The following is a 25,945-nucleotide window of genomic DNA, read 5'->3' as shown; positions in this document are numbered from 1 at the left end:
CGGATGCGGCTGGCAGTCACCGGGAAAAATGGACAGGTCGTTAGTGCCCTTCAGGCACTGGCCGGACCCGGTCTGGAGATTGTTGCTCTTGGCCGGCCGGAGCTTGACCTTGCGCGACCTGACACCGTCTTCAAAGCGCTGCGGGAGGCGAAACCCGATGTCGTGGTATCGGCCGCTGCCTACACCGCCGTGGATAAAGCGGAAAGCGAACCAGGCATCGCTTTTGCCGTCAATCGGGACGGAGCAAAAGCCGTCGCGCGAGCCGCAAATGTCATCGGTGTTCCCGTCATTCATATTTCCACAGATTATGTGTTCGACGGCACCAAGACCACTGCTTACGTCGAGAATGATCCCACAGGACCGGCTTCCGTTTACGGCCGCTCAAAGCTCGCAGGCGAACACGCCGTTTCTGAAAACACCGACAACTACGCCATTTTGCGAACGGCATGGGTCTATTCGGAATATGGCAGCAATTTCGTAAAAACCATGCTGCGGCTAAGCGAAAGCCGCGACGAGATCAATGTGGTTGCGGACCAGTTTGGCTGCCCCACCTCGGCAAATGACATCGCCATCGCAATTGTGTCGATCGCAAAAAGACTTGCGACGGATCCTTCGGCGCATCTTCGCGGCGTTTTTCACATGTCAGGCACAGGTGAAACGAACTGGGCGGGTTTTGCCAAACAGATATTCGAGTTTTCTGCGGAAAACGGCGGAAAGTCGATGATTGTCAATGACATCACGACCGCACAATACCCTACCCCGGCCCGACGCCCGGCAAACTCCCGGCTTGATTGCAGCAAGCTGGAAGTAGTTTATGGAATAAGATTGCCGGAATGGCAGACATCAACGCGCGCGGTCATGGCCGCCCTAGCGCAGAACAAAAAGGAAATGCCATGAAGGGCATCATTCTTGCCGGAGGCAGCGGAACCCGTCTGCATCCTATGACATTGGCGGTCTCGAAGCAGATTCTGCCCGTCTACGACAAGCCGATGATCTATTATCCGCTGACGACGTTGATGCTGGCCGGCATTCGCGAGATCCTCATCATCTCGACTCCACATGACATGCCGCTTTTCCAGAACCTTCTGAAAGACGGTTCCCAATGGGGTCTCTCGATCGAATACGCCGTTCAGCCAAGCCCGGACGGGCTTGCCCAAGCATACATGATAGGCGCCGACTTCATTGGTGGCTCCCCGTCCTGCCTGATCCTCGGCGACAATATCTATTACGGGCACGGACTGCCGGAGCTCTTGCAAAGCGGTACCGGCGTCAATGACGGAGCCACCGTTTTCGCCTACCACGTCAACGATCCTGAACGTTATGGCGTCGTTGAGTTCGATAGCGAGATGCGCGCGCTGTCCATTGAAGAAAAGCCGTTAAAGCCCAAATCCAACTGGGCCGTTACCGGTCTGTATTTTTATGACGCCGATGTCGTGGACATCGCCGCCAATCTCAAGCCTTCCGCGCGCGGCGAGTATGAGATAACGGACGTGAACCGCGTCTATCTGGAACGCGGAAAGCTGAAGGTATCCATCATGGGTCGCGGTTACGCCTGGCTTGATACCGGAACGCCGGATAGCCTGCTCGAAGCCGGGGAATTTGTGCGCACCCTGGAAAAGCGTCAGGGCTTCAAGATAGCTTGCCCTGAAGAAGTTGCCTTCAGCAAGGAATTCATTACGAAGGCCCAGTTTTCAGAAATCGCCGAAAAGGCCGGCAAAGGTGATTACGGTGTTTACTTGAGAATGCTTGCGGCATCCTAGCAAGCGCTTTGATCATCTGCCATTGATGTAAGATGGAGACTGAATTCGTTAGACGTCTGTTCGTTGGACAGGCTTGAAACAATAATGAATGCAGGCGCACACTCGCTACCCACCCATTGGATACGAAATGGCAAAACTCCCACTTTCAGCGGTGACAATCGTTTCCGTTTGCTACAAGAGCGATGCGCTCATTGTTGACATGATCGCATCGATCCCCGCGGAGACGCCAATCGTTCTTGTCGACAACGGGCGGACTAACAGTTTCGCAAGTCTTCCTAAAGGAAGAAACATCGACATCGTCCGGCTTGATGAAAATTTAGGCTTTGGCCGAGGCTGCAATGCAGGAGCGGAAGTCGTCCAGACACCCTGGATCCTGTTTTTGAATCCAGACGCGAGATTGAAGCCCGGCGCTCTTGAGGCACTGCTGGAGGCAATAGAGCAATATCCTTCAGCAGTCGCTTTCAATCCGCGAATCGCCAACGCGGATGGAAGTGAGTACTTCAAGCGTCGCTCATGGCTCCTGCCGCGCAGCGACTACATGAAGAAGGGATGGCCCGACGCCGACCGCCCCGTGCCGGTCCTCAGCGGCGCCGCATTTGTTGTTTCGAAGCAAAATTTCGAAAAAGTTGGAGGCTTTGACCCCAATATTTTCCTCTATCACGAAGATGACGACCTTTCCCTGCGTCTTGCGCAACTGGGGCCACTCATGTTCGTGCGCAATTCCCTGACCGTTCATGCGGCGGGACATTCTTCAGGGCGTTCACCTCAGATCGCGCATCTGAAGGCCTTTCACATGGCTCGATCGAGGATTTACACGGGCATCAAACACAAGAGACCCTTCCCAAAAACTTCGACATTCGTTCAGGCGCTTGCGCTTCTACTTTCGCCAACCGTTCTTTTTTCAGCGCGGCGTCGGGCAAAGGCTGTCGGTTTTTTCAAGGGGGCGACCAGCAAGAATCCCATCGGCCTCTAACAGAGTTCAGCACTCGCAAGTTTTTCACTCTCCAAGTACCTTAGGATTTTACCTGACTTTCCTTGAGCCAAGACCATACGCCAGCAATGCCTTCCCTAAGGCCAATCTTCGGATTCCAGTCGAAATCCATCTTTGCCCGCTCCACATCCAGAACCGATACAGGAACATCCAGACTGCGATGGGGCTTGTAGATGATCGGTATGGGATTTCCGGTAATCTCCTGAACCACTTCCGCTATATGCAGGACTGACGTGCCAGTACCACTGCCGCCGTTGTAGATCCCGATCTTGTCGCTTTGCAGCGCGGCGACACAGAGGCTGGCGAGGTCCTTGACGTGGATATAGTCCCTGATGGTCGAACCATCACCCCAAATTTCGATCGGTTGATGCTTGAGAGCGAGATTCAGATAAGTCCCAATGATGCCTTGCACCCCAAGATTGCCCTGATACGGGCCGTAGGGATTGGACGCACGTATCACGATCGGTTGCAAGCCGGCCTTCATCTCGTAGAGCTTGAGATAGGACTCAATTGCGACTTTCACCACACCGTATGAACATATCGGATCCAGAATGTGGCCTTCCGGAATCGGAATTTCCTGCGGTTTTCCATAAACCGTGCCACCGGACGACAAATACAATATCCGTTTTACGCCGCACGCGGCCATATCTTCCAGAAGACTGAGGGTTCCCAGCAGGTTGACTTCCACGTCTCTTCCTGGATCCTTGTCACCCGTAGACGGAACCGTGCCACTTACAAGATGAGCGACGGCATCGACATCTCGTAAGACCTTGCGCATCAGTTTGCTATCGGCCAGTTCTCCCGAGATGTACTGAACCTCAGTTGAAAGAGGACGTGAGGATAGCCGGCTTCTTCCCATAACCGTGACGGCATGCCCTGCCGCCACCAGATCTTCCACAAGATGGCAGCCTATGAAGCCGCCTCCGCCGAGAACCAATATGTTCATGAAAAGCCAATCACCTTAATTCGACTGCGGAGAGGAACGTCGCGTCAGGATCGTACAATACTCATCCAGATACTCGCCAGCCAACACATCGATGTCGTATGTCTTCCCCAAAGCTTCTGCGTTTTCCTTCAGCCCCTCGCGAAGCGTTTTGTCCAAAATCTTTTCCATTGCTGCCGTCAACTCTGCCACGAACCGGACATTATCGCTATCATTGGCGATAATGATGCCAGCTTGCCGATCGTCGATCTGAGACATGCCCCTGATCTCACCGATATCGGTTGCAACGCAGGGCACACCAACCTGCAGCGCTTGTATCAGGCAAAGAGGATAAGATTCCCCCGGAAAGCGCGTGGGTATCAGGGCGACATCACTCATGCGATAGAGACCATAAATCTCTGTCACGTAGCCGAGGAAGTGAATTGTTGAATCGGAAGCCGCCAACTGTTTTGCAGCATCGGTTGCAGGTCCTTCGCCAACCATCAGCAATGCCATCGGCACCTCTGGCCGCCGTTCACGCAGGATAAGGTAGGCCTTTACAGCTTCAGCCCAACCTTTTCCTTCCGCTCCTCTTGCGACGAGAGCAAATACCACCGCATCATCCGCGACACCGAGTTGCGCTCGATTTTTTGGAAATGAGACATCATCGACAGGCATCGCATTTTTCACTTTTAGAAATTTGTCCTGCGGAATCTGCAAGTTATTGAACGGCGTCAAATTTCGATCAGCCGTATACGCGAACCGATCAATTTTTTTACTCCAACGCGAAATCCTGGTCGTTGCAACATCCATAGCTTCGTAGGAGCCGTGCAGCGTAGAGATGAAAGGAACTGAAACGCCTACACCATCGAGCAAAAACCCCTCGACATTGGCAACGTGCGAATGGACGATGGAGATACCGGCATTTTTGATAAAGTTGTCTACGCCCATGTCACGAACCGCATTTGCCGTGTAGACGGGAATTCCCGGATTCAGCATCCGTTTGACATCTCTATGGTCATCGACATCGTGCATCTGCAGAATAGAAACCATCACGCCTTTGCGGCGAAGCGCGTTTGCGAGATGAATAGGGAATATCTCGCCGCCGCCGAAAGAAAAGCCTAAAATACCAATAAGCACATGGATGTTGTCGCGCGGTATGGCGCGAAGTGCCGGCGCATTCAATAATTCGTCAAAATTTGCTCCCTGCAAGCCGGCACCTTTTGAAACACTGCGGCATACCTCGATAAAGCGCTGCAGAGTATCATCCGGAATATCCCAGCGGCCTTTCAATGCCGCCATCAGTCGCGCGTATTCCTTGTAATATTCGGGTTTAGACTGGGCACTGCTGCCGGACGTATTGCTCTCATGAATTCGGAAATAGCTTATTGCGCTCGGTTCATATGCAATCTGTCCACCACCGGCAATAACCGAGTAGAGATACCAATCTCCCATTATCTTAAAGCTGCGCGCTTCTTCCCAGACTTGGTCGGAAATGTCGAACCGGCGCCACAAGCTGCCGCCGACATTTGCAATCACGTTCTTTACTCCAAAGCCGCCACGGAACCATTCCGCCGCGGGGCGGACGGTTCGAACGTCCCAGATCCCGGGTTCACTATCTTCCCGATAGTGATCCAGTCCCGCGAAATAATTGCCATCACTGTTGGCAAACTGAATGCGGCCAAACGCTAACATCACGCTTGGATCTCGGAATGCACTTATCGTCCGCTCAACAAATGTGGGCTCGCAAAAATCGTCGCTTTCACAAATCCAGACGAGGTCACCTTTTGCCTGGGAATGGCCCTTTTGCCACTGGCGGAAAACATTGCCGGAGTTCTCGGTATTGTAAATTGCCCTGATACGCTCTGGAAAACGTTTGACATAGGAATCGATCACCGACCGGCTGTCATCGGTGGAACAGTCGTCAAGGACCAGAATATCGATGAGAGGATAAGTCTGCGCCAAGATGCTGTCGAGGCGTTGAGGTAGATAACGGGCATGGTTGAAATTGGGAACAATAGCTGTCACCCTCACGCCGCTACGCGCACTGAGGTTTGAACGGCTAGCCGCGATAATTTTGTTTGTTGTGATCTTTTGATAATAGTCGAGGCAAAACTGATCCACCTTGCGCGACAGCAACATGGGATCGCGTTTCTCAGCAGACTTCAAAAATCTTTTCCGTCGACGCGTACTGAAAGCTTTTATTTTCGACAGTGTATAAAGCAGCCGGGCGTAAATCAGTCGCTTCAACAGTTTTGCCAAAGAAGCACTGCTCATCCAATTGCTTCGCTGAAGCGCATCTACTTGACCGGAAATATGGTCAATATCCTTCATCAACGCATCAGACCACTGTGCTTCCTCGAACTCTACGCGCTTCAAGACGGGTTCGGAAGACTGAATATCCTGCGAGAAAACCCCGCTCATGCTCACATTCTCAACGGGTCGATCTGATGCGACACCGATCATATACATCGGCGCATCGATACCGGCCGCAGTTGCGCCACTTCCAGAGTCTGTTTCAAAAAACCGCGCAGACTGGTTTTCTGATGCGATGATCGAGCCGAAACCTATCTTCTGGCCATGCATCGAGACATGAGCAAAATGTTGCCCCAAGAGTTCATTGAATTCGTTCTTAAAAAGTTCTTTTACATGAAAGGGATTTACCAGCCCCGTCGCGACGGTGTAGGCGTGTTTTTCCGGCGTCGAAATGATCAGTATTCCATCAGCCCGCAGGACGCGTTTGATCTCTTGCATAAAGCGATCATGGGCCTCAATATGTTCAAGTGTCTCAAATGAGACGACGACATCCACAGACGCCGACGGGAGCGGGATGTCTTCGCACGACCCCGTCTTAAACGAAATGCTCCCGGTTTTGTACTTCACTTGCGCGTGTCGGACTGCTTCATCTGAAATATCAACGCCAATCACTGATCGGGCAGTTTCCGCCAGGAGTGCAGTGCCAAAACCCTCACCACTTGCGATATCCAGAACGTCTTTACCTCTGACAAAATTTTTTGCCAGATGATACCGATGCATATGTTCGAGATAGATATTGCCACCAATCGTCGGTAGATAGCGTTCGCCGGTGAAATCAAGATCGTCGGTCATACTGTTCCTCGGCAAAATACGCAGCTGTTATGTTTCGAGGCGGATACCCTATTCTCTGGCTCAAGTCGAGACAATGATCCCGCCCCTAAAAACAAGTGGGATTATTTGCAGCTGTTGTGCGGAAGTTCAGACACACCTCACGCTTCTCAAAACGCCGTGACGGATTCGGGAGGCGCTCAGAGGCATTATTGATACCTCCAAGCGACGGCCATCTGAGAAAGACTTACGATTTTTTTCCTCTTGAAAGGAATTTTCCCAACCACGAGGCTTCCGGCTGATGATCGCTTGCGCACGATGCACTAATTGCAATTCCCGCGGGATAGTCGAACGTGCTCAGGCAGACATCTTCAAACCCAGCCTCAACGACATGCTTCCAAGCGTCAGCTCCATATTCGGTAACAACCTGAAAGTCGGATGCGTTGGAGCTTGGAGCACCATGATAGCTGTTTGGCAATCCCTTCCGATCACGCGTCAGCCTGTCTACAATTATCGGAACCGTGTAGGCTAGAAGACCGCCCGGTTTCAAAACCCGTCTGCACTCTGACAGGGCTTTCACAGGGTTTTCGACATGCTCGAGAGTATCCGAATGGACAATCAAATCGAAAGTTTGATCCGCGTATGGGAGCGAATGCATATCGACTTCCGGATATTCTCCAAGTGTTCGATCAGGCATTTGCCTCAGGTAGTTCGATAGCTGTGCGCACTCATTGAGTTCTAGAACTTTTTTTCCCTTACTATCAATAACGAAGTCCGCAAATCTACCCTTCCACGACCAATGACGCATTATAGAACGCGCAAGGGCCTGACTGCGAATATTACACCCGCAACCCAAACACTGCGTACCCTGTTGTCGATCAATATAGCCCCGTTCGAAGCTGTTTATGCCCCATTCCTCAGCGAGCTCATCCCAAATTACATTGTTATTGACGAATTCGTCGCTGCCGCAAACCACACATTGCATTTTATTTCCACCGCTTCAAAAACATGAAGTTAAACCATTCCAGATCACGTTACTCTCGAACACGTTTGATTTTATAGCGTCCTCGCTAAAAGTAACTCGTAGCGACCGGGTTTAAGACACCGATTACACGAGCCACGGCCTGCGAATGAACACCGAACCCGGCGCATGGGAATAGCCGTGTGGCCAGTCCGACGCTCACGACCCATACCGGTGCAAACGCAACCACGTTCACCAAGCCAAAGCGCAGGTATTCCGCCTCTTGTCGGGAACCAGACTCCTCGAAAACGAATAGCTTCATGAGGCCATAGGCCGTCGTCATCCCGAAGATATAGGCTATCACGATGGCAGCAGAGTAGCTGGTAATTGTGGACAATGCTGCCCGCGATAGGACGTTGACGCCTGCAGCTATGCCACCAGATAACACGAAACGAACGAAAGGCGATGGGAACATTTCAGAAATCGACTTCATTTCGACGCAGCTTCTTACACCCTGTTGGACACACTCATCGCCGTCTCGCGATAGTCTCTTTTACGGCAATGGCGGATCTAATATTACGATTCAGTCGGAGCACGCAATTGGAAGGCAGATCGCGCTTTGCCCGAGAACTAGGCCAAAACGCCGATATTGACAGACAGAATGCGGGAGACTATTTGCTAGCAGCTAATGCGGGCCACATATAGCTCTGGACAGAAGCGTCTCGTCCTGACATGCGCAAGTCGTTACCGGAATATCTGGATTCGCGCGCCGGATATCCCTAAGTAACGGTCGAGTTAAGTAAGCGCAACGTGGATTGACCAGTGTAGCAAGGTGAATACAAGTGACATGCTGACTAGGTGACACGACATTTACCTTTGCCATGGGGCGGTGAGCAGGTCTTATCTTGGAACGTTATTTATCTTGAATTCGCAAGGATATTGCAGTGATCGGATCGTTTTTGTCGGCAGACGACAAAAAGCTGCTAGCGCGGCTCTTTAAGGAAAACTTCAAAAAACACGTTGGCTGGTATTCTGCGGCGATTGCGGCAATGGTTGTTGTTGCCGGCACGACATCTCTCAGCGCTTGGATCATGCGCGATATCGTCAACAGCGTTTATTTGAAGCAGGGCTTCGACGTTGTCCTGAAGATTGCCTTCGCGGTTGCGACTATCTTCATCGTGAAGGGCCTCGCCACGTTCGTGCAGAGCTATTACCTGAGCAAAGCAGGCAACAGCATTGTTGCCGAGCAACAGCGCAAAATCTACGACAGGCTTTTGAAGCAGGGTGTTTCCTTTTTTCAGAACCTGCCCTCCTCGGAACTGCTAATTCGCGTCACCTATAACGCGCAGGCAGCCCGTAGCGTCATAGACACCATCGTTACATCCTTTATCCGTGACCTGCTTTCGCTCGTCGGCTTGATCATCGTGATGTTCGCCCAGAATTTCCTTCTGAGTGCGATTTCCATGATTATCGGACCGATCGCGATTCTCAGCGTTCGCCTTGTTCTGCGTCGCGTTCGCAAAATCATGGAAGCGGAACTTGCTTCGCTCGGCGAGATCGTCAACGTCGTGCAGGAAACCAGCATTGGGGTTCGCGTTATCAAGGCGTTTTCGCTTGAAAAGCTGATGCGCCAGCGCATGAACAAGGCGGTATCCGATGTCGAGCAACGCGCCAATGGCATTGCGAAGCTTGAAGCGGCGACCAGCCCGATCATGGAGACACTGTCCGGTCTCGCCATTGCAGTCGTCATCGCCGTATCCGGTTACACCGTTCTTGAAAAAGGTGGTTCGCCGGGCGACCTGATGGCCTTCATTACTGCCCTGCTTCTCGCCTATGAGCCAGCCAAGCGTCTGGCACGCATGCGTGTCCAGATCGAGGGCGGTATGATCGGCGTGCGTATGATGTTCGAGGTTCTGGACGCTCCGTTGACACTTGCCGAAAAGAAGGATGCCCAGCCGCTCCCCAAGGCAAGCGGCAATGTGGAACTCAAGAACGTCAGCTTCGAGTATGTTGCTAACCAGCCGGTTCTGAAGGACGTCAGTGTCCTCTTCGAGGGTGGCAAGATGACTGCGCTGGTCGGGCCTTCCGGCAGCGGCAAGTCGACGATCATCAACCTCATGATGCGTCTTTATGATCCGCAAAGCGGTTCGGTCGAGATCAACGGAATGGATTTGCGCGACGTGTCCTTCGCAAGCTTGCGCGAGCATGTTTCTTACGTGGGTCAGGAAACCTTCCTCTTCTCGGGAACGGTGAAGCACAACATTTCTGTCGGTCGTGACAACGCTACCGATGAGGAAATCATCGCTGCGGCCAAAGCGGCCAACGCACATGATTTCATCATGAGCATGCCTGATGGTTATGACAGCAAGCTTGGCGAAAACGGTTCCGGTCTGTCCGGTGGCCAGCGTCAGCGTGTTGCCATCGCCCGCGCCATGCTGAGAGATGCGGACATATTGATCCTCGACGAAGCTACGAGCGCGCTCGATTCCGAATCCGAAGCGCTTGTCCGGGACGCGCTTGAGCGGTTGACGTTTAACAAGACGTCGATTGTCATTGCCCACCGGCTCTCCACGATCAACCGGGCCGACAAGATTGTCGTCATGGATAATGGTCAGGTTGTGGAGCAGGGAAGCCGTCGCGAGCTGCTCGCAACGGATGGTCTCTACAAACGCTTGCACAGCATCCAGTTCGATGCGGACGTAGCCTAAGTCAGACAGTTATTGGGCGGCATTGCCGCCCGATCCTTATTAAGCTTGCCTGTTACGTCAGATACCTTCGGACGGTTATGCCGATTACAAGGCGATATCCATATCGCTCGCTTGCCCTCACCAGGAGCGGCAGAATCTGCCACGCGTTCATCGCTCAACCCTATTAGCGGCGCGGCAACGCTCATGGTGCCGACGACTTCCTTCCCCTGACGGATAAATCGACAATCTACAAAACCTAGTGCTCTGGCTCGATGCGGCTCATGCCCGGTGACGTCGTCACAACCGGCATGCCGCCACGCGTCGGCCATGGAAGTAAGCCGCCGGTCTTCCTGAAAGCCGGAGAGTCGTCGAACTTGGCATGGATGGCCTTGGCAAGCAGCGCCAAATCGTGACAGCATTCGGCCAATAGACAGAATGAGGGATGATGACTGGAATGACGGCGATCGAAAAACTGGCCCGGCGCCTTCTGAAAGCAGGCCTGAACAGCGGCAAAATTCCGCTGGCGTCAATCGAGGTGGATGGCCTAGTTCCAGACAGCCTTGAAGATGCCATGGCCGTTCAACGCGCTTTCGTTGAAGCTTCAGGCAAAACAGTGGGAGGCTGGAAGCTGGCGATCCGGCCGGACGGGAAGGCGGTTGCTGCGCCGATGGTCGATTGTTATGGCGTCGATGAGGATAACGTCGCGTCTTTTACGGGAAGAGACATTGAAGGCATCGAAGTGGAAATCTGCTTCACCCTCGCCTCCGATATTCCTGCCCCAACGACGACCCCGTTCAGCAGAGCCGATATATTAACGCATATCGATGCGGTGCACCTCGGCGTCGAGCTCCTCGGCTACCGGCTGGTGGAAAAGAACCAGGTTCCCTTCCCGCTTTTTCTGGCGGATCGCCTTGCCAATCGCGGATTTGTTCTAGGGCCGGAAATCAACGCGGCAATAGTTGATACCTTTGCCGAAAATACCGGGGATCTGCCGCATCTTACGGTGACCGAAGGTACAGAGCTTCGTTTTGATGCGGTGGTGAAACACCCAAATATCGATCCGCTAGCGCCGCTTATCGCTTTCGCCAATTCCCCCCTCAACAGAGATGGAACGCTGAAGCGCGGACAGATCGTCACCACCGGCAGCCTTTGTGGGGCGATAACAAGCGACCTTGCCGCCGACACCTATATCGATATGAAACCGGTCGGGGCTTTCACGCTTTCATGCTCTTGATCGTCGCCTGCCGCCATAGACGCGGATAGTGCTTCCGCGTCGATGGCGATTTTGGTCGAGGCGTTGCGGACCTGCAGCGTCATATCCCGAAGAACCTCTTCAGGCTGCTTCACATCCCTTCGGCCAGTCTCCGGCCGGCGATTCTATCCGGCTTTCGTCGTCGCCGTCGTGTCCACGCGGCCCGAAAACCAGTTGGCCAGCAACGCGCCGGAGATATTGTGCCAGACGCTGAAGATGGCGCTGGGCACAGCTGCGAGAGGCGAGAAATAGGCTGTCGCGAGAGCGGCACCGAGACCGGAGTTCTGCATTCCCACCTCGATGGCTATTGCCTTGCGCTTGGCGAGGGAGAGACCGGTCGCCTTCGCCGCAAAATAGCCAAGCAGATATCCAAGACCGTTATGGAGAACCACGACGGCAAATATCATCAGTCCGGACTGGGCTATCGCACCTTTCGATGCGCCGACAACCGCCGAAACAATCAGAACGATACCGATCACGCTGACAAGCGGCAGCGCAGGCACAGCCGCCTTGACGACGTTCGGCAACAGCTTCTGCAAGGCGGCTCCAAGCGCCAGCGGGACCAGCACGACCTTGACGATGCTCAGGAACATTGCCCAGCCATCGACAGGCAGGAACTGGCTGGCGAACAACCACACGAGGAATGGCGTCACCAAGGGAGCAGCAAGCGTCGTCACTGACGTGCAGGCGACGGAAAGGGCGACATCGCCCTTCGAAAGATATGTCATGACATTGGACGATGTGCCGCCCGGGCAGCAGCCAACCAGGATGACACCTGCTGCCACTTCCGGTGGCATCGGGATTAGCAGAGTCAGCAGCACCGCAAGTAACGGCATGATGAGGAATTGGCCGAGCACACCGATGGTGACATCAACAGGGCGCCTCACGACTTCACGAAAATCGTCGACCGAAAGCGTGAGCCCCATGCCGAACATGATGATCGACAGAAGCGTAACGATCCACGGCGCAATCTGCTTGAAGGTTTCTGGAAAATAAAAGCCGAGAACGGCAAACAAGATGACCCAGACCGCAAAGGTTCTTCCCACGAAAGCCGAAACGGCTGCCAGCGATTTCATGTCTATACTCCCAAAATGAACATGAGACCCCGTCTAGTCGGCATGGTCGCTGTGTCAAGGTCACGCGGGACGGTCAGTGGCCCATGCGCGGATGAGATCAGGACGAGCCCCAACAAACATCAGTGCAAAGCGCGGCCGCAGCGGGTGAAGTGCATCTTCACAACCACAGGCGGGTAGACCGCACAGGGTGTGCGTCGGGCGTAAACCGTCAAAACCTGTAGGTCAGCCCGACAACAGGGCCACTCAGCCGCGAATCGAAGACGTAGCCGCCATGCGAATAATCGACATCAAGCACCTTGTAGCCGGCCGAGACAGAGAGTGTATCGGTAAAGATGTAGTTCACCGTCGCCAGGGCCGACCATGTCAGATCCGATCCTGCGCCAAATCCGCCGATGTCGACCTGACCCTGAAGTGAAAGCCGGTCCGTCACGCCAAAAAATACCCTTGCGCCGATGACTGGATCCACCCAGCCGAAGTTTTCCTTATGGGTTGCCGACACGCTGCCGATCAATGGGTGACTGGCCGTAACCGCGACCTCGTTGGAAATATGCCAGAAGCGTGCGCCCGCCAGCGCATCGAGCGTGAAGCCTTCGGTATCCACCATCCGATACCCGGCCTGCAGCGTTGCCATGAATTCCTGGGTATCGACATCAGCGTTGATGGCCGCCCCCGGGGGCAGCGTCGGCAAGCCGGGAATTTGCAGGGCCGGCAACGGGCCGGTGGCCTTGCTGTCGGTCGTGTCGACATACATCAAGTCGCCGGACAGAACGAAGCGGTCGTACCGCCCCCAGATATTAACAAATCCCCCGAAGTTGAGATCATCCATGACGTCGGAAAATGATTTCTCGACGTGAAGCGTCGGCGCACGCCGGAACGGTGAAATGTTGCCGTTCAACCCGGTTGCCCACAAATAGCCCGTGACCTGAAGCGCCCAATCGGGTTGATCAACTCCCGCGGGAGTGAAACTCTGCGCATCCGCACCTAAGGCCAAGCTTGCGGAAAAAACCATAACGGTCGAAAAAATAGATAATTTTAGCAAAGGCTTACCCCCCGTCCGGCACCGAAGGTAAACCGATTTGACATCCGGCAACAAGTCCGATTTTCTATCATACGCTGCAATCGCGCCGCGAGCACCGGAGGATGCACCATGCGACCGAAGACCATTCCTTTTTTGTCTGCCTGCACCGCCACCGTTTTTTCCATTGCCACGCTTGCGACATCGGTGGCTGAAGCCTGCACACGGTTCGTCTATCTGGGTGAAAACGACCAGGTCATGACTGCCCGCTCCATGGACTGGAAAACAGATGTTGGCACGAACATCTGGGTCTTTCCGCGCGGAATGGAGCGATCTGGCGAGGCCGGGCCGAACTCGGTCAAATGGACCTCGAAATACGGAAGCGTCATTGCCTCGGGCTACGATATATCCACCACGGATGGCATGAACGAAGCTGGCCTTGCCGCCAACGTGCTCTGGCTGGTCGAGTCGAGTTACCCGGCCTATGATGGCAAGTCTCCGGGACTTTCCATTGCGGCATGGGCGCAATATGTACTCGACAATTTCGCCACGGTCGGCGAGGCCGTCAGCGCACTCGAAAAGAACCCCTTCACGGTGGTGACGGACAGTGTGCCGGGGGAAGAACGTCTCGCAACGCTGCATCTATCGCTGTCGGATGCCAGCGGTGACAGCGCAATCGTTGAATATATCGATGGCAAACAGGTCATTCACCACAGCCGCAAATACCAGGTGATGACCAATTCACCGACTTTCGACAAACAGCTGGCCCTCAACGAATACTGGACGCAGATCGGGGGCACGGTGATGCTTCCCGGCACGAACCGGGCATCGGACCGATTTGCCCGCGCAGCATTTTACGCCAATGCAATCCCCAAAAGCGAAGACCCGGTCGAGGCAATCGCCAGCGTGTTCAGCGTCATCCGCAACGTCTCGGTGCCCTATGGCATAACCACCCCCGACCAGCCGAACATTTCTTCAACGCGCTGGCGCACGGTGATCGACCACAAGCGAAAGCTCTATTTCTTCGAATCCGCTTTGACGCCGAACATCTTCTGGATAGACATGACTAAGCTCGACGTCTCGAAAGAAACAGGCTCCGTGAAGAAACTCGACCTGGGGCCAAATCAGATCCACATCTACTCCGGCATGGCGAACGACAGGCTGAAGGACAGCAAGCCTTTCAAATTCCTCGGACTTTAAGAGTGCCGCGGCGACGGCACCGCACCCTGCCCTTACCAGCCATTCAGGCAGACGACCGTCCTGTCATCGCTGAATTCGGTGCTTGTCGAGCCTTTTACCGAAGGATAGTCGGCTAGTTTGTGAAAATCGGCCGTCTCGACGCGGGCAAATTCCGCTTCCCAGTCAGCGACATCGGTTCCAGTCGGCAGAGACAGATAACCGTCGGAAAAGATTTCAAGGCTTACAAGCGTGTCCTTGGCGATGCTAAGATCGACCGTCCCCTCTTCTATGACCGTTCCGCCATTGACCGAGGCGTATCCCAGTACGTGTCCCTGCCTGTTTGCGAATTGCGGCTGGACGCGAATTCCTCCCATCAGGAATTCCTCGACCGCTTCGATATCGCTCTCAAGACCGCTCATGCGGGCTGCGGCAATGACAACATTCTCCGCCTCCTGCGCAGTCATGATGCCGTTTTCGACAGCGGAACGCAGGCCGGAAAAGATGGTCGCACGCGTGCGTGCCTCGGCTGCATCACCATCCCCCATAAAGGCAAAAAGCTGCTTGAAGACAAGGATGCGCGCCGATGTACTTACCTTGTCTATAAGCTTGGCATGCTGCAGCAACCGGGAGCCGTTGATACGCACACCGGAATCGCCAGCCAGAAGCAGGCGGAAACTGTCTCCCAGGTCGGCAACAATTGCCAGGGTTGTCGACGGTGGATGGCTGGCATTGATGCGCTCGGCCTCCTGCTTCAAGATATCGCTGATGTTCTGAAAGAGCTTGGGCGCGGCAATTGTTTCCAGTGTGCCATCGAGGCCCATTTTCGCCACGGCATTTGCGGCAGCAAGTGCTGCGATACGGCCCGAGCTCAAGCCGCCGTAACTTGCACCGGTCGGGTCGGTCGCACCGTCAAAAACGGCCAGAACCCGTCCCGGTATGATCAGTGCCACATCGTCCCCGGGCGTTGCGGCGTTCTTATATTTCGATTGCGAAAAGCTCGCGATATTCATCGTCGTGTATTCCTTGCAAAGGGAGGCTGGGCAGAGGGAGGCTGGCGGCGACACGTATGTCGCCGCTCCTGCAGGCTTTTGGTGAGGGCTGGTATGGTTTCAGACGAAAGAGGCTTCTTTGTCTTCCGAGAGGCGGAACACGATGAAGACGCAAAGTCCGGTGCTGACCAGAAGGACGGTTGAAAGCGCCGCAGCCGTGCCAAACTCGCCGTCAATCACCTGAACATAGATGAGAACCGGCATGGTGATCGTTCGTGCCGTGTAGAGGATCAGCGTCGAGGACAGCTCGTTGATAGCCGTTATGAAGCTCATCAGCGAACCGATGATGAGACCGGGCAGCATCAGCGGCACCGTCACCGACACGAAGGTCTTTGCCGGCGAAGCCCCGAGATTGACCGCAGCCTCCTCGATGGACGGCTTGATCTGCCTGAGGATCGATGTCGTGGAGCGGACGCCGTAGGGCAGCCGGCGGATGAACACCAGGACGATGATGATGAGCGCCGTCCCCGTGATGTCAAACGGCGGATAGCGGAACGTCGTGACGTAGCCGATCGCCATGACAACGCCGGGAATGAGGTAAGGCACCATCAGCAGGAGATCGAGCGAGCCGGAGACAGCATTGTCGCGTCGCACCACGATGAAGGACAGCAGGCCGGAAACGATCGCAATCAGTACCACGGCAGCCAGTGCAAACGTGAAACTGTTGGCAATCGCCTGCGGTGAATCACGAAGGATACGGGCATAGCTGTCCAACCCGAAGCCGCCGGTGAAGACGGGACCGCTGGTTGCGAGGAACGAGGTGTAGATGACCGTGAGCGACGGCAGCATGGCGATGAAGACGACCAGATAGCAGAAGCCGTGCACGATGAACGACTTCAACGGGCGCATGGACTGCTTTACCGGCCTGTTGGTCAGTGAACTGGCGTAGCGGCGCTTGGCAAGAATGTGCCGCTGCAACAGAAGTGCCGCCATCGAAATTGCAATCATCACCATGGAAATCGTCACCGCCATGGTCGGCGTACCGGCCATTTCGGAGGTGTATTGCGCATAGGCGATTGTCGAAAGCGTTCTGATGCCCTTGCCGAGGATTGCCGGCGTTCCGAAGTCGGCGATGGACAGCACGAAGCAGATGATCGCGCCGGTGCTGACTGCCGGAAAGACCAGCGGCAAGGTGATCTTGCGGAAACGTTCGAACGCCGTGCAGCCGAGATTTTCCGCCGCGTCCTCATAGGACTTGTTGATGGTGTTCAGCGCGTTCTCCGTCATCAGGAAGATGTAGGGAAAGAACTTCAGGCTGAAGACCATCACGATGCCCGGGATCCCGTAGATCGTCGGCAATGAAATGCCGGCGAAGGACAAGAGATTGGTGACAGCACCATTGGCACCGAACAGCATGATCCAGGCGTAAGCACCAATGAACGGCGGTGCGCACAGAACCAGAACCGCGAAGGTGGCAATGAAAGTGCGCCCCTTGATGCGATAACGGGACGTGCAAAAGGCAAGCGGAATACCGAGAAGGCAGGCGCCCAGCATGCCCAGCACGCCGATCAGAAGCGTATTCCAGAGTGCGACGGTGTAAAAACGTCGCGTGAACACTTCCGCATAGTTGCTGAGACCGAAGGCCCCGGTTTTGGCATCGAAGAAACTGATGAAGAAGACGCTGAAAATCGGCAGGATCAGGAAGATCGCCAGCAGGATGACGGCAAACACCGTCACGCTTGTCCAAAAACCTGGCAGTCGCAGGCGGAAACCGCCGGGAGTTGCAGTCGCAGTCATATCCGTCATGACAGGCGCTCCCCGGTTACGCCCTCGCCGAACAGCTTCGCATCGGCCGCGCGCCAGGAGAAAGTGGTCTTCTGGTTGGGCTGCAGTGCAATGATCTCAGGCGATGGCTTGGTGATCGCCTCGATTTCCTCGCCCGACGAGAGAACGGCTGCAACGTTCATCTCACGCCCTGTAAAGCTGACCAGTCTTATGGTCACGGGCAGTTCGATGCGCTCGTCACCATCGATCGCGGCAGGACCGACAGAAATCGCCTCCGGGCGGATGGCGGCGACGATCTTCCGTTGCGGGGAAATCGCATCCGCCTGCGGCAATGCGACCTTGTGGCCGGAAATGGATGTCTGCCCGCCTGCACGGTCAAGCGTCAGGAAGTTGTTTGCGCCCACGAACGACGCGACGAAGCGGTTGGCGGGATTGTTGTAGACTTCCCAGGGTGGTGCAGCCTGCTGAATGACGCCGCCATACATGACGCAAACCAGATCGGACATGGCAAGCGCCTCTTCCTGATCATGCGTGACATAGACCGTGGTGATGTTCATGGCCTGCTGGATTTCACGCAGTTCCCGGCGCAGGTCCACGCGAAGTTTGGCGTCGAGGTTGGACAGCGGCTCGTCCATCAACAGCACTTTCGGGTTGATGACGAGTGCGCGTGCAAGACCCACACGCTGCTGCTGGCCGCCGGAGAGTTCGTGAGGCATACGCTTGGCATAGGGAGCGAGCTGCACGACATCGAGAATCTTGCCGACCCGTTCGCGGATCTCGGCTGAAGACGCCTTGCGCTGTTTCAGACCGAAGGCAATGTTGTCAAACACCGAAATATGCGGAAACACCGCATAATCCTGAAAGACCATGCCGACATCGCGCTTGTGGGCGGGCACATGTTCGATCGCCTGTCTTTCGATGCTGATGCTGCCGCTATCCTGCTGGTGAAAACCGGCAATCGTGCGCAAAAGGGTCGTCTTGCCACAACCGCTGGGTCCAAGAAGCGTAAAAAACGATCCGGAGGGAATGGAGATGTTGATGTCGGAGAGGGCAACGACATCCCGGTAACTTTTCTTGATGCTGGTAATTTCTACGGCGGCCATGTGCTGCTCCATGACATATCCTGCGCGGCACGCGACCACGGTGGACGGAACGAAATGCTGTTGTGAAAGAGGTAAGCAGGGGACGGCTGCCTGACGCGCCGCCCCCGGCAATGTTCTTACTGGACGTCGAGCAGGATCTCGTTCCACTTTTCCATCAGACGCGAGCGGTTGTCCGCAGCCCACTTGAAGTCGTATTTCGCATCCGGAACATCGGACAGCGGAACGAGCGCCGAATTGGCAGGAACATCGGTTCTGACCGAGCGACGACCGGCTTTCACCACGACTTCCTGCGCTTCCTTGGAGACGATGAAATCGATGAAGGCCTTGCCGTTTTCGGCGTTCGGCGCACCCTTGACGAGCGCCATGCCGTCAGGCGCGATTGCCGTGCCTTCTTTCGGATAGACGATCTCTACCGGGGCGCTGCCAAGCTTGTAGCGCAGGGCGGCGTCTTCGAGCGTAATACCAACCGCCTGCTCGCCATCATTGACGAAACGCGGAACAGCGCCTGAAGAGGTGGAAAGAACGGAGTTGCCGAGAATGCCGGTATAGACCTCCCAGCCCTTCTCTTCACTATCGAAATCCTGCAAAACCGTCGCCATCTGGATATAGGCGGAGCCGGACTGATCGGCACGGGCCGAGGAAATCAGACCCTTGTATTCAGGCTTGGCAAGATCGGCCCAGGATGTCGGAACCGGCGCACCTTTCAGCGCTTCCTTGTTGACGATGAAGGCCGTAACGACTGCGGTAAAAGGAACCCAGTTGGTGCTCGGCGAAAAGGCAGGGTTGATCGATGCTGCCTCGACAGGCTTGTAAGGTTCGAAGAGGTCGGCGGAAAAGTCGATGACGGTGCCATCAACGCTCCAGATCACGTCGCCAGCCGCCTTGCCGCTTTCCGCCTTGATGCGGTTCATCAGCTCACCGGAACCGGCTTTGACAAGCTCGACCTTGGTGCCGGTCTTCTTTTCAAACATGGGCAGCAACTCATCCATGAGCTGCTGGGGCGCTGCCGAATAGACCACGACGGTACCTTCCGCATGGGCGAAAGCCGCACTGGCAAGGAAAGTTGCGCCAGCAACAAGGCGCGCGAAAATAGTGCATGATTGACGCATAAAGGGTGCTCCGTTTTTTTGTTCCCTGACTGGCAAGGCAGTACGACATAATTTCTTATTGATTTTGCGTGTCGCTACCCGCCGTCTGTTATTTATTTTCTTTACGTAAATTAATTAGTCAAGCTGCAATTTATCTTGAATACAAAAATTGAATATCCGTCTGAAAAAACTCAACATTTGAAGACAGCCGCGCTTAATCTTCGAACCTGAAAAGTCAGGACGTTCCGGAAAACAAGGTGCACAGCCGCTGAAATTGCGCTAATCATCCGACTTAACTTCTCGTGGGAGACCTGGTTGATCGACCTCGGCTACAATGAACGGCGTCTGCTCGAAATCCTGCGCGGCAAGGGAGGCATGTCGCGCATCGAACTGGCGCGCGAGATGGATGTTTCCGCACCGACCCTCACCCGCCTGACGGCCAATCTTCTGGAATCCGGCCTGATCCTGGAAGCCGAGGAAGCGCGCAGCGACGGCAAACGGGGGAAGCCATCCACTGCCATCGAGATCAATCCGAACGGACTTTTCACGCTCGGGGTCTATTTCAACCCGGACGATCTGCGTATCTGCCTGGCCGATCTCAACGGCACGATCAGGCAGGAAATCAGGTCCGAGCTTGAGGGGCACAGTTTCGAGCATATCATGGAGATGGCCGAGACGGCCGCCCGACAGGTGGTTGAAAAGGCAAAGATCAAAAAGAAGGATGTGCTTGGCTGCGGTATCAGCTTTCCAGGCCACTTCAAACGTGATCGAGGCCATGTCTTTCGCATCAAGCAATTCGAGAGCTGGCGCGACATCGACGTGGACAAGGACTTCCAGCCCTATTTCGATTTCCCGGTCTTTCACGAAAATGACGGCAATACCGTCATCCTCTCGGAGCTATATTACGGAGCGGGTCGAAGCATCCGCAATTTTGCGATGATCTGGCTGACATACGGCATAGGCGGCGCCGTTGTGGTTCAGCGCCATCTCTATCGCGGCACGAACGGCAATGCCGGCGAGTTTGGCGGCCTGTTTCCCAAATCCCATCCACGTCCCTCTGGACAGGACCTTTGCGACACGCTGGCCGCCCACGGAGTGGGCATCCGGCGTTTGAAGGATATTGATGAAAGCTATTGCGACCACCCCGCCGTGGTTGCCTGGCTGGAAAGGGCGACCGACCAGCTTCGTCTGCTGGCGCTGACGGTTGCCAGAACGATGGATCCCGGCGCCATCATTTTTGGCGGATCGCTACCTGACTGGGTTCTTGAACATATCGTGCAGCGCATCGGCTCGCTGGAAATGCTCGGCGAAGACTTTTTCGTCGAGCCACCTGAAATACGCAAATCGATGATGAGCGACCTACCCCATCTCGGTGCCGCCAGCATACCGATCTACCGCGCCACAACGCCCAGCTATTATTCCGGCCGGGCGTTGAAGGGTTGGGCTTAACCGCCAGTCGTCAGAGGCTTTTCGGTCCAGTTGCCGGTGGAAGGCGCCGGGTGTCTGAATCTCTCACCCGGTACCGGTTTTTATGGGAATTTCAGGCAAGTTCGGCCGGGACCAATTCCGCGATCTCCGGCCAGAGCGTCTCCGTCACGGCCATCAATTCAGGCGTTGCGGCGGCAACCCAGGGAATGCCGGTTTCGCCGCGCGTTCCAATCCGCACGTCAAGACCCGCCTCTTTTGCCAGAACAACGCCACCGGCGATGTCCCACATGGTCGTCAGTTTTTGCAGATGGCCATCGAAGATGCCGCGCGCCGCAAAAACCAGTGAAATCGAGGTCGAACGGATGGATTCCACCACCCAGCCGGCATGCCTCAAACCGACATTGAGCGCCGCCACCTCCGCGGCATCGGCAGACGCGCTGTCACCGAGCGACATCACCTGCACTTCCTTAAATGGAACATCGCGCGCAAGCGGCTTGCCGTTCAGCAGCAACCCTGTTCCTTCGGCAGCCGAATAGATCTCCTGGAAGACTGGCATGGCGACGACCCCGATTTCCGGGCAGCCGTTGCGCACGAAGCCCAGCGAGATGCCCCAGAGTGGTGAGCCGCGAAGGAAGTTTGCGGTGCCGTCGATGGGATCGATGATCCAATAGGCGTCATCTGCGATCCCGCCCATCTCCTCGCCGAGAACGGTTTCACCCGGAAATGCCGCCGCCAGCCGGTCGCGCACCAGCCTTTCAACCGCGGTATCCGCTTCCGAGACGAAGTCCTGAAAACCCTTGGTGCGGGTGGCGATGCTGCCGCGCGCTTCGAAAAAGCGAAGGGCAAGCCCCATCGCCTCCTCTATGATGCCGGCTGCACGCTCGAGGCGCTGGTTCATCGTGTCCATGACCTGCCCGTCTCGCCTGCATCAGCCTTCAGCCAGCCCGTGAAGGCCTCGACTTCATCCGTCTGGATTGCACCGACGCCGACCTGCGCCAGTGCGCCCCACACACCTTCTGCATCGGAAAGTGCGCGCGTGTCGTTGAGATCGAGGCAATGGGAAACGTCGAGCGTGTTAATCCAGAGGCGGATATTCTGACGCTCCATTTCGGCGCGGCCTTCGACCAGATCAGCGATATCGGTAAATTTTACCTCTATCATCGGCGCGCGCAACGCTTCGATGCGGCGCAGATCCTCGGCAAACTTGCCCTTTCTCACCGGAAACATCGGCATATGCGGGATTTTGCCGAACCAGTCGGTATCCAGCACATCGAAATGCGCGGCTTCAGGATCGATATCGGTTTTCACCAGAACCTGATCCGCGACACCGAGGCGCAGTACGGTTTCCATGACCTGAGGCAGGTCACGGGTGAACTTGGTATCGATATTGACGGTGATTTTGCCACGCGCCTCTTCCAGCAATTCTTCCAGCGTCGGTACGCATTCCTCCGTCACATCGGCTGCATCGCCGCCAGCACCTGCCTTGAGCCGTGCGGAACGGACGACATCAAAGGCCAGTTCGCTCACTGTCCCCCGCCCCGTCGTCGTGCGGTCGAGCGTCTCGTCGTGAATGACGACCAGCCGGCCATCGGCTGTCGCCTGCGTGTCGATCTCGATCATCTCCACACCGGCAGCGACCGCTGCGCGAACCGAAGCCAGCGAATTTTCAGCGGTCGCGGTCCAGAACCCACGATGGGCGATGGTGAGGATCGCGGGATTGTCGCGCGAGCAGAGGGCGAGAACATTACACGGATTGGAGACTTTTCGTTGGGCTGCAAGGGTTTGAGGCATTTTTTTCACTTTCGGATGTTGCGTTTACCGGAGTTGGGTTGCCCGGATCAGATTTTCCCCATGCCCGCCGCCATCAGGTCGTCACGCAGAATGCGGCCGGCGATGATGAAAACGACGAGTGCGGGAAGAAGCAGGATGAAGGAGACGATGGAGGCGAGCGGGATCTGCATCGAATAGGGGTCGAGATACATGTAGAGCTTGATCGGCAGCGTCTGCACGACAGGCGCGCCGACGATGAAGGACTTGTCGAATTCCTCGAAGCTGCCGATGAAAGACATCAGGCCACCGGCCAGAAGGCCGGGCACCGCAAGCGGCAGGATGATGTGGATGACGATGCCGGCCGTTCCCGCGCCGAGCGAACGGGCGGCATGGATCAGGTCGTCGGGAATGGTTTCGAGCGTCGCCGTCATCAGCCGTATCATCAGCGGCAGCGTGCCGACGATCTGCACAAGGATGACCCCGGTCACCGAATAAGCGAGACCGAAAAGAAGAAACACCTGGCCGATGCCGACAGCGACGACCAGCCCCGGAATGATGATGGGAGCCAGAATGAAGATCTCCACCAGCCGTTTCAGCCGGAAGGGAAAACGGGCCATGGCCCACGCGGTCGGCAGGGCAATAGCGGCCGTCGAGAAAGTCACGACGATGGCGATGAGGATGCTGTTGACGGCGGCCTGGATGAGGCTTGCATCGCCAAGAATGCTCGCCCAGCGCGTGGTGGTGTAATCCGTCGGCACCACCAGAGGCGGCGTCCATCCATCGGCAATGCTCCACAGGAACATCAGCACCAGAGGCACGGCGATAGCGAGCGCCAGCGCGGTAAAGAGCCCGATGGAGACGAAAATCCGGTCGTCCGGCGTGAAGGTGCGGCGGCGTGTCATGGTGACGGGATCGAGGGCAATGGCGCTCATTATGCGTCTCCTCGGGTTTGGCCGGGGCCGATGCGGGATGTCAGGGAGTAATACAGAAGCAGGACGGAGACCGCGAAGAGGCTCAGCACCATGCCCATGGCATAGACCTGATTGAATCGCCCCTGATTGAACTCCGTGACCATGAGAACCGAAAGCGGCCGGGCAGTGGGCGGACCGACAATATCGGGAATGGCGTAGGAGCCCATGGAGCCGATGAAAGTAAGAAGGATGGCGGCGGTGATGCCGGGCATGGCAAGCGGAACTTCGACGAACAGAAAGGTCTTCAGCCGCGAAGCCCCAAGCGTGCGCGACGCGTAACGGATGTCCTCCGGAATGGCGGCAAAGGCACTGGTGATGATCAGCGTCATGAAAGGTATCTGCTTCCAGACACTGGCGAGAATGACGCCAATGCCCCAGTCGTCACGCACGAGTTTGGGCAATTCAAGCCCGAGCGGCGCGACCAGCCGGTCGAGAAAACCGCCCCTTTCGAAAACGACGATCACCATCAGGCCGACGATGATGCCCGGCACCGCCATCGGCAGCTTGTAAAGGCCGCTGAACAGCTTGCGGCCGAGAAAGCTCTTGCGGATCAGAAGCGCCAGCGGCACCGAAGCCGCAAGCGACACCATCACCGGCATGACACCGTAATAGATGGACGTCGTCAGGCCGCGGATCATCGAGGGACGTGTGAAGATCCGCTCGTAGAACATCAGCGTGAAGCTGCCATCGTCCTGCCTGAAGCTGCCGATCAGTGCCGAAAGCAGCGGACCGCCGAAGAAGATCAGCAAATAACCCACCCCCGGCGCAAGCAGGACCAGCAGCTGGGCGCGCCTGTCGCGCAGCACCCCGCGCATCACGCCGCCTCCCCTGCCTGCCCGTCATCGAGCAGATGCACCGATCCGGGAAAACGCAAGGCGACCCTGCGTCCCGCATCGATAAGATTTTCCGCACCGGACTGGCTGATCTTAATCTGGTGGCCGCCGATTTCGACCGTATAGAGCGCATTGGCGCCCATGAAGGAAACGGCAGAGACCGTGCCGGCACCCGCCTCGTCGGCGCTGATGTGGATGTTTTCCGGGCGAACCGAAATCTGTGCGGGGCCGGCAGCAGTCGCATCCAGAGTTACGGACTGCCCCCAGGGCAATTGCACGTGCCTACCCTCAGCCAAAACCGGCAAAAGGTTGGTCTGACCCAGAAAGCCGGCGGTAAAGGCGTGTTTGGGCGCACGGTAAAGTTCGAGCGGTGTTCCCACTTCGACGACGCGGCCGGCATTCATCACCACAATCCGGTCCGACATCGCCATGGCCTCGGCCTGATCATGCGTCACATAAAGGCTGGTCGCGCCGATCCGGCGGTGAAGTTCAGTCAGTTCATGGCGCAGCGTGTCGCGGAGCTTGGCGTCGAGGTTCGAGAGCGGCTCGTCGAACAGCAAGAGGCTTGGCTGCATGACAATGGCGCGCGCCAGCGCCACGCGCTGCTGCTGCCCGCCGGACAGTTGCCGCGGCATGCGATCCACCAGACCGGCAAGATTACAGATTTCAAGCGCATGGGCGATGCGGCGCGCGCGCTCGTCCTTCGGGACCTTCTTCATCTTCAGGCCGAAGCCAAGGTTTTTGGCAACCGACATATGCGGGAAAAGCGCATAGGACTGAAAAACCATGGCGATGTCGCGCGCTTCCGGCGGCGCCTGATCGATGCGCTTGCCGCCCAGCCGGATTTCGCCTCCCGAAGGCTGGCTGATGCCGGTGAGGATGCGCAAAAGCGTGGACTTGCCGCAGCCCGAGGGGCCGAGAATGGTGACGAATTCGCCCCGCTCGACAGTGATCGACACGGGATGAAGCGCCCGGCTCAAACCGTAATCCTTGCTGATATTGCTGATCTCGAGTTCACTCATGGCGAGGCTCCCTCATGGTTTCGACCAAG

The 25,945-nt window shown here is 56.0% G+C and carries 22 protein-coding genes; 7 read left to right on the top strand and 15 right to left on the bottom strand.

The annotated features are described in order from the left end of the window. The first annotated feature begins 3 nt into the window (after positions 1 to 3). The 3 genes from rfbD to ACQZ45_RS14865 all read left to right on the top strand — a co-directional run bounded on the left by rfbD (position 4) and on the right by ACQZ45_RS14865 (position 2,733). Positions 4 to 897 (top strand): dTDP-4-dehydrorhamnose reductase, encoded by an 894-nt coding sequence (gene rfbD / locus ACQZ45_RS14875; protein WP_448742318.1) that lies wholly within the window; start codon positions 4 to 6, stop codon positions 895 to 897. Further along, on the top strand, positions 894 to 1,760 hold the full coding sequence (gene rfbA, locus ACQZ45_RS14870; protein ID WP_065660259.1) for a glucose-1-phosphate thymidylyltransferase RfbA: 867 nt from the start codon (positions 894 to 896) through the stop codon (positions 1,758 to 1,760). Before rfbD ends, rfbA begins: the two co-directional genes overlap by 4 nt. A 127-nt stretch (positions 1,761 to 1,887) precedes the next feature. Continuing rightward, positions 1,888 to 2,733: a glycosyltransferase family 2 protein gene (locus ACQZ45_RS14865; RefSeq protein ID WP_065688627.1), complete on the top strand. Its 846-nt coding sequence runs from the start codon at positions 1,888 to 1,890 to the stop codon at positions 2,731 to 2,733. Positions 2,734 to 2,773: 40 nt separating this feature from the next. On the opposite strand, the gene ACQZ45_RS14860 is transcribed toward ACQZ45_RS14865, so the two are convergent. The 4 genes from ACQZ45_RS14860 to ACQZ45_RS14845 all read right to left on the bottom strand — a co-directional run bounded on the left by ACQZ45_RS14860 (position 2,774) and on the right by ACQZ45_RS14845 (position 8,211). Then, entirely contained in the window at positions 2,774 to 3,697 is a 924-nt protein-coding gene (locus ACQZ45_RS14860) for an NAD-dependent epimerase/dehydratase family protein (protein ID WP_065660258.1), read from the bottom strand. Positions 3,698 to 3,712: 15 nt separating this feature from the next. Then, a complete protein-coding gene (locus tag ACQZ45_RS14855) occupies positions 3,713 to 6,781 on the bottom strand; it encodes a glycosyltransferase (RefSeq protein WP_448742317.1) in 3,069 nt (1,022 codons plus the stop codon). 223 nt (positions 6,782 to 7,004) lie between these two features. Beyond that, positions 7,005 to 7,742: a class I SAM-dependent methyltransferase gene (locus tag ACQZ45_RS14850; RefSeq protein WP_065688518.1), complete on the bottom strand. Its 738-nt coding sequence runs from the start codon at positions 7,740 to 7,742 to the stop codon at positions 7,005 to 7,007. A gap of 85 nt (positions 7,743 to 7,827) precedes the next feature. Continuing rightward, positions 7,828 to 8,211, bottom strand: a complete 384-nt coding sequence (locus tag ACQZ45_RS14845; protein ID WP_448742316.1) for a GtrA family protein — start codon at positions 8,209 to 8,211, stop codon at positions 7,828 to 7,830. 451 nt (positions 8,212 to 8,662) lie between these two features. Here ACQZ45_RS14845 and ACQZ45_RS14840 point away from each other — a divergent pair, with 451 nt between their 5' ends. Together ACQZ45_RS14840 and ACQZ45_RS14835 are read left to right on the top strand one after the other, a co-directional pair. Beyond that, complete coding sequence (locus ACQZ45_RS14840) at positions 8,663 to 10,426, top strand: ABC transporter ATP-binding protein (RefSeq protein ID WP_065688517.1); 1,764 nt, start codon at positions 8,663 to 8,665, stop codon at positions 10,424 to 10,426. A gap of 433 nt (positions 10,427 to 10,859) precedes the next feature. Continuing rightward, positions 10,860 to 11,639: a 2-keto-4-pentenoate hydratase gene (locus ACQZ45_RS14835; RefSeq protein ID WP_065688516.1), complete on the top strand. Its 780-nt coding sequence runs from the start codon at positions 10,860 to 10,862 to the stop codon at positions 11,637 to 11,639. 143 nt (positions 11,640 to 11,782) lie between these two features. On the opposite strand, the gene ACQZ45_RS14830 is transcribed toward ACQZ45_RS14835, so the two are convergent. Together ACQZ45_RS14830 and ACQZ45_RS14825 are read right to left on the bottom strand one after the other, a co-directional pair. Next, complete coding sequence (locus ACQZ45_RS14830; RefSeq protein ID WP_004431095.1) at positions 11,783 to 12,733, bottom strand: bile acid:sodium symporter family protein; 951 nt, start codon at positions 12,731 to 12,733, stop codon at positions 11,783 to 11,785. Positions 12,734 to 12,941: 208 nt separating this feature from the next. Next, on the bottom strand, positions 12,942 to 13,742 hold the full coding sequence (locus ACQZ45_RS14825; RefSeq protein WP_065688515.1) for a hypothetical protein: 801 nt from the start codon (positions 13,740 to 13,742) through the stop codon (positions 12,942 to 12,944). Positions 13,743 to 13,880: 138 nt separating this feature from the next. Here ACQZ45_RS14825 and ACQZ45_RS14820 point away from each other — a divergent pair, with 138 nt between their 5' ends. Then, complete coding sequence (locus ACQZ45_RS14820) at positions 13,881 to 14,948, top strand: linear amide C-N hydrolase (protein ID WP_065688514.1); 1,068 nt, start codon at positions 13,881 to 13,883, stop codon at positions 14,946 to 14,948. A 32-nt stretch (positions 14,949 to 14,980) separates the two neighbouring features. Here the strand turns inward: ACQZ45_RS14820 and ACQZ45_RS14815 are convergent, their stop codons facing one another. From ACQZ45_RS14815 to ACQZ45_RS14800, 4 genes are all read right to left on the bottom strand, one after another. Next, positions 14,981 to 15,937 carry a hypothetical protein gene (locus ACQZ45_RS14815; RefSeq protein ID WP_065688513.1) on the bottom strand — a complete coding sequence of 319 codons (957 nt, stop codon included), beginning with the start codon at positions 15,935 to 15,937 and terminating at the stop codon, positions 14,981 to 14,983. Between the two features lie 99 nt (positions 15,938 to 16,036). Then, a complete protein-coding gene (locus ACQZ45_RS14810; RefSeq protein ID WP_035200257.1) occupies positions 16,037 to 17,722 on the bottom strand; it encodes an ABC transporter permease in 1,686 nt (561 codons plus the stop codon). After that, positions 17,719 to 18,804 carry an ABC transporter ATP-binding protein gene (locus ACQZ45_RS14805; protein ID WP_004431090.1) on the bottom strand — a complete coding sequence of 362 codons (1,086 nt, stop codon included), beginning with the start codon at positions 18,802 to 18,804 and terminating at the stop codon, positions 17,719 to 17,721. Before ACQZ45_RS14805 ends, ACQZ45_RS14810 begins: the two co-directional genes overlap by 4 nt. A 116-nt stretch (positions 18,805 to 18,920) precedes the next feature. Further along, complete coding sequence (locus tag ACQZ45_RS14800) at positions 18,921 to 19,913, bottom strand: ABC transporter substrate-binding protein (protein ID WP_013762397.1); 993 nt, start codon at positions 19,911 to 19,913, stop codon at positions 18,921 to 18,923. A gap of 294 nt (positions 19,914 to 20,207) precedes the next feature. Between ACQZ45_RS14800 and ACQZ45_RS14795 the strand changes: the two genes are divergently transcribed. Next, the gene (locus tag ACQZ45_RS14795) at positions 20,208 to 21,341 is read left to right on the top strand and encodes an ROK family transcriptional regulator (RefSeq protein ID WP_448742315.1); all 1,134 of its coding nucleotides are present in this window, start codon (positions 20,208 to 20,210) and stop codon (positions 21,339 to 21,341) included. Positions 21,342 to 21,432: 91 nt separating this feature from the next. Here the strand turns inward: ACQZ45_RS14795 and ACQZ45_RS14790 are convergent, their stop codons facing one another. The 5 genes from ACQZ45_RS14790 to ACQZ45_RS14770 are packed head-to-tail and all read right to left on the bottom strand — an operon-like array spanning position 21,433 to position 25,916. Beyond that, positions 21,433 to 22,227 carry an inositol monophosphatase family protein gene (locus ACQZ45_RS14790; RefSeq protein ID WP_025594993.1) on the bottom strand — a complete coding sequence of 265 codons (795 nt, stop codon included), beginning with the start codon at positions 22,225 to 22,227 and terminating at the stop codon, positions 21,433 to 21,435. Continuing rightward, positions 22,215 to 23,111 carry a glycerophosphodiester phosphodiesterase family protein gene (locus tag ACQZ45_RS14785; protein WP_065703303.1) on the bottom strand — a complete coding sequence of 299 codons (897 nt, stop codon included), beginning with the start codon at positions 23,109 to 23,111 and terminating at the stop codon, positions 22,215 to 22,217. Before ACQZ45_RS14785 ends, ACQZ45_RS14790 begins: the two co-directional genes overlap by 13 nt. A 47-nt stretch (positions 23,112 to 23,158) precedes the next feature. Further along, the gene (locus tag ACQZ45_RS14780) at positions 23,159 to 24,022 is read right to left on the bottom strand and encodes an ABC transporter permease (protein WP_065688511.1); all 864 of its coding nucleotides are present in this window, start codon (positions 24,020 to 24,022) and stop codon (positions 23,159 to 23,161) included. Beyond that, positions 24,022 to 24,876 carry an ABC transporter permease gene (locus ACQZ45_RS14775; RefSeq protein ID WP_060642645.1) on the bottom strand — a complete coding sequence of 285 codons (855 nt, stop codon included), beginning with the start codon at positions 24,874 to 24,876 and terminating at the stop codon, positions 24,022 to 24,024. The genes ACQZ45_RS14780 and ACQZ45_RS14775 overlap by 1 nt, the downstream gene beginning before the upstream one ends. Then, complete coding sequence (locus ACQZ45_RS14770; RefSeq protein ID WP_065688510.1) at positions 24,876 to 25,916, bottom strand: ABC transporter ATP-binding protein; 1,041 nt, start codon at positions 25,914 to 25,916, stop codon at positions 24,876 to 24,878. Before ACQZ45_RS14770 ends, ACQZ45_RS14775 begins: the two co-directional genes overlap by 1 nt. Positions 25,917 to 25,945: the final 29 nt, after the last annotated feature.

The sequence above is a fragment of the Agrobacterium sp. 16-2014-1-2a genome (genome assembly GCF_053522705.1).
Note: the sequence above shows the minus strand (reverse complement) of the source record. Positions and strands in the feature narration are given on the sequence as shown.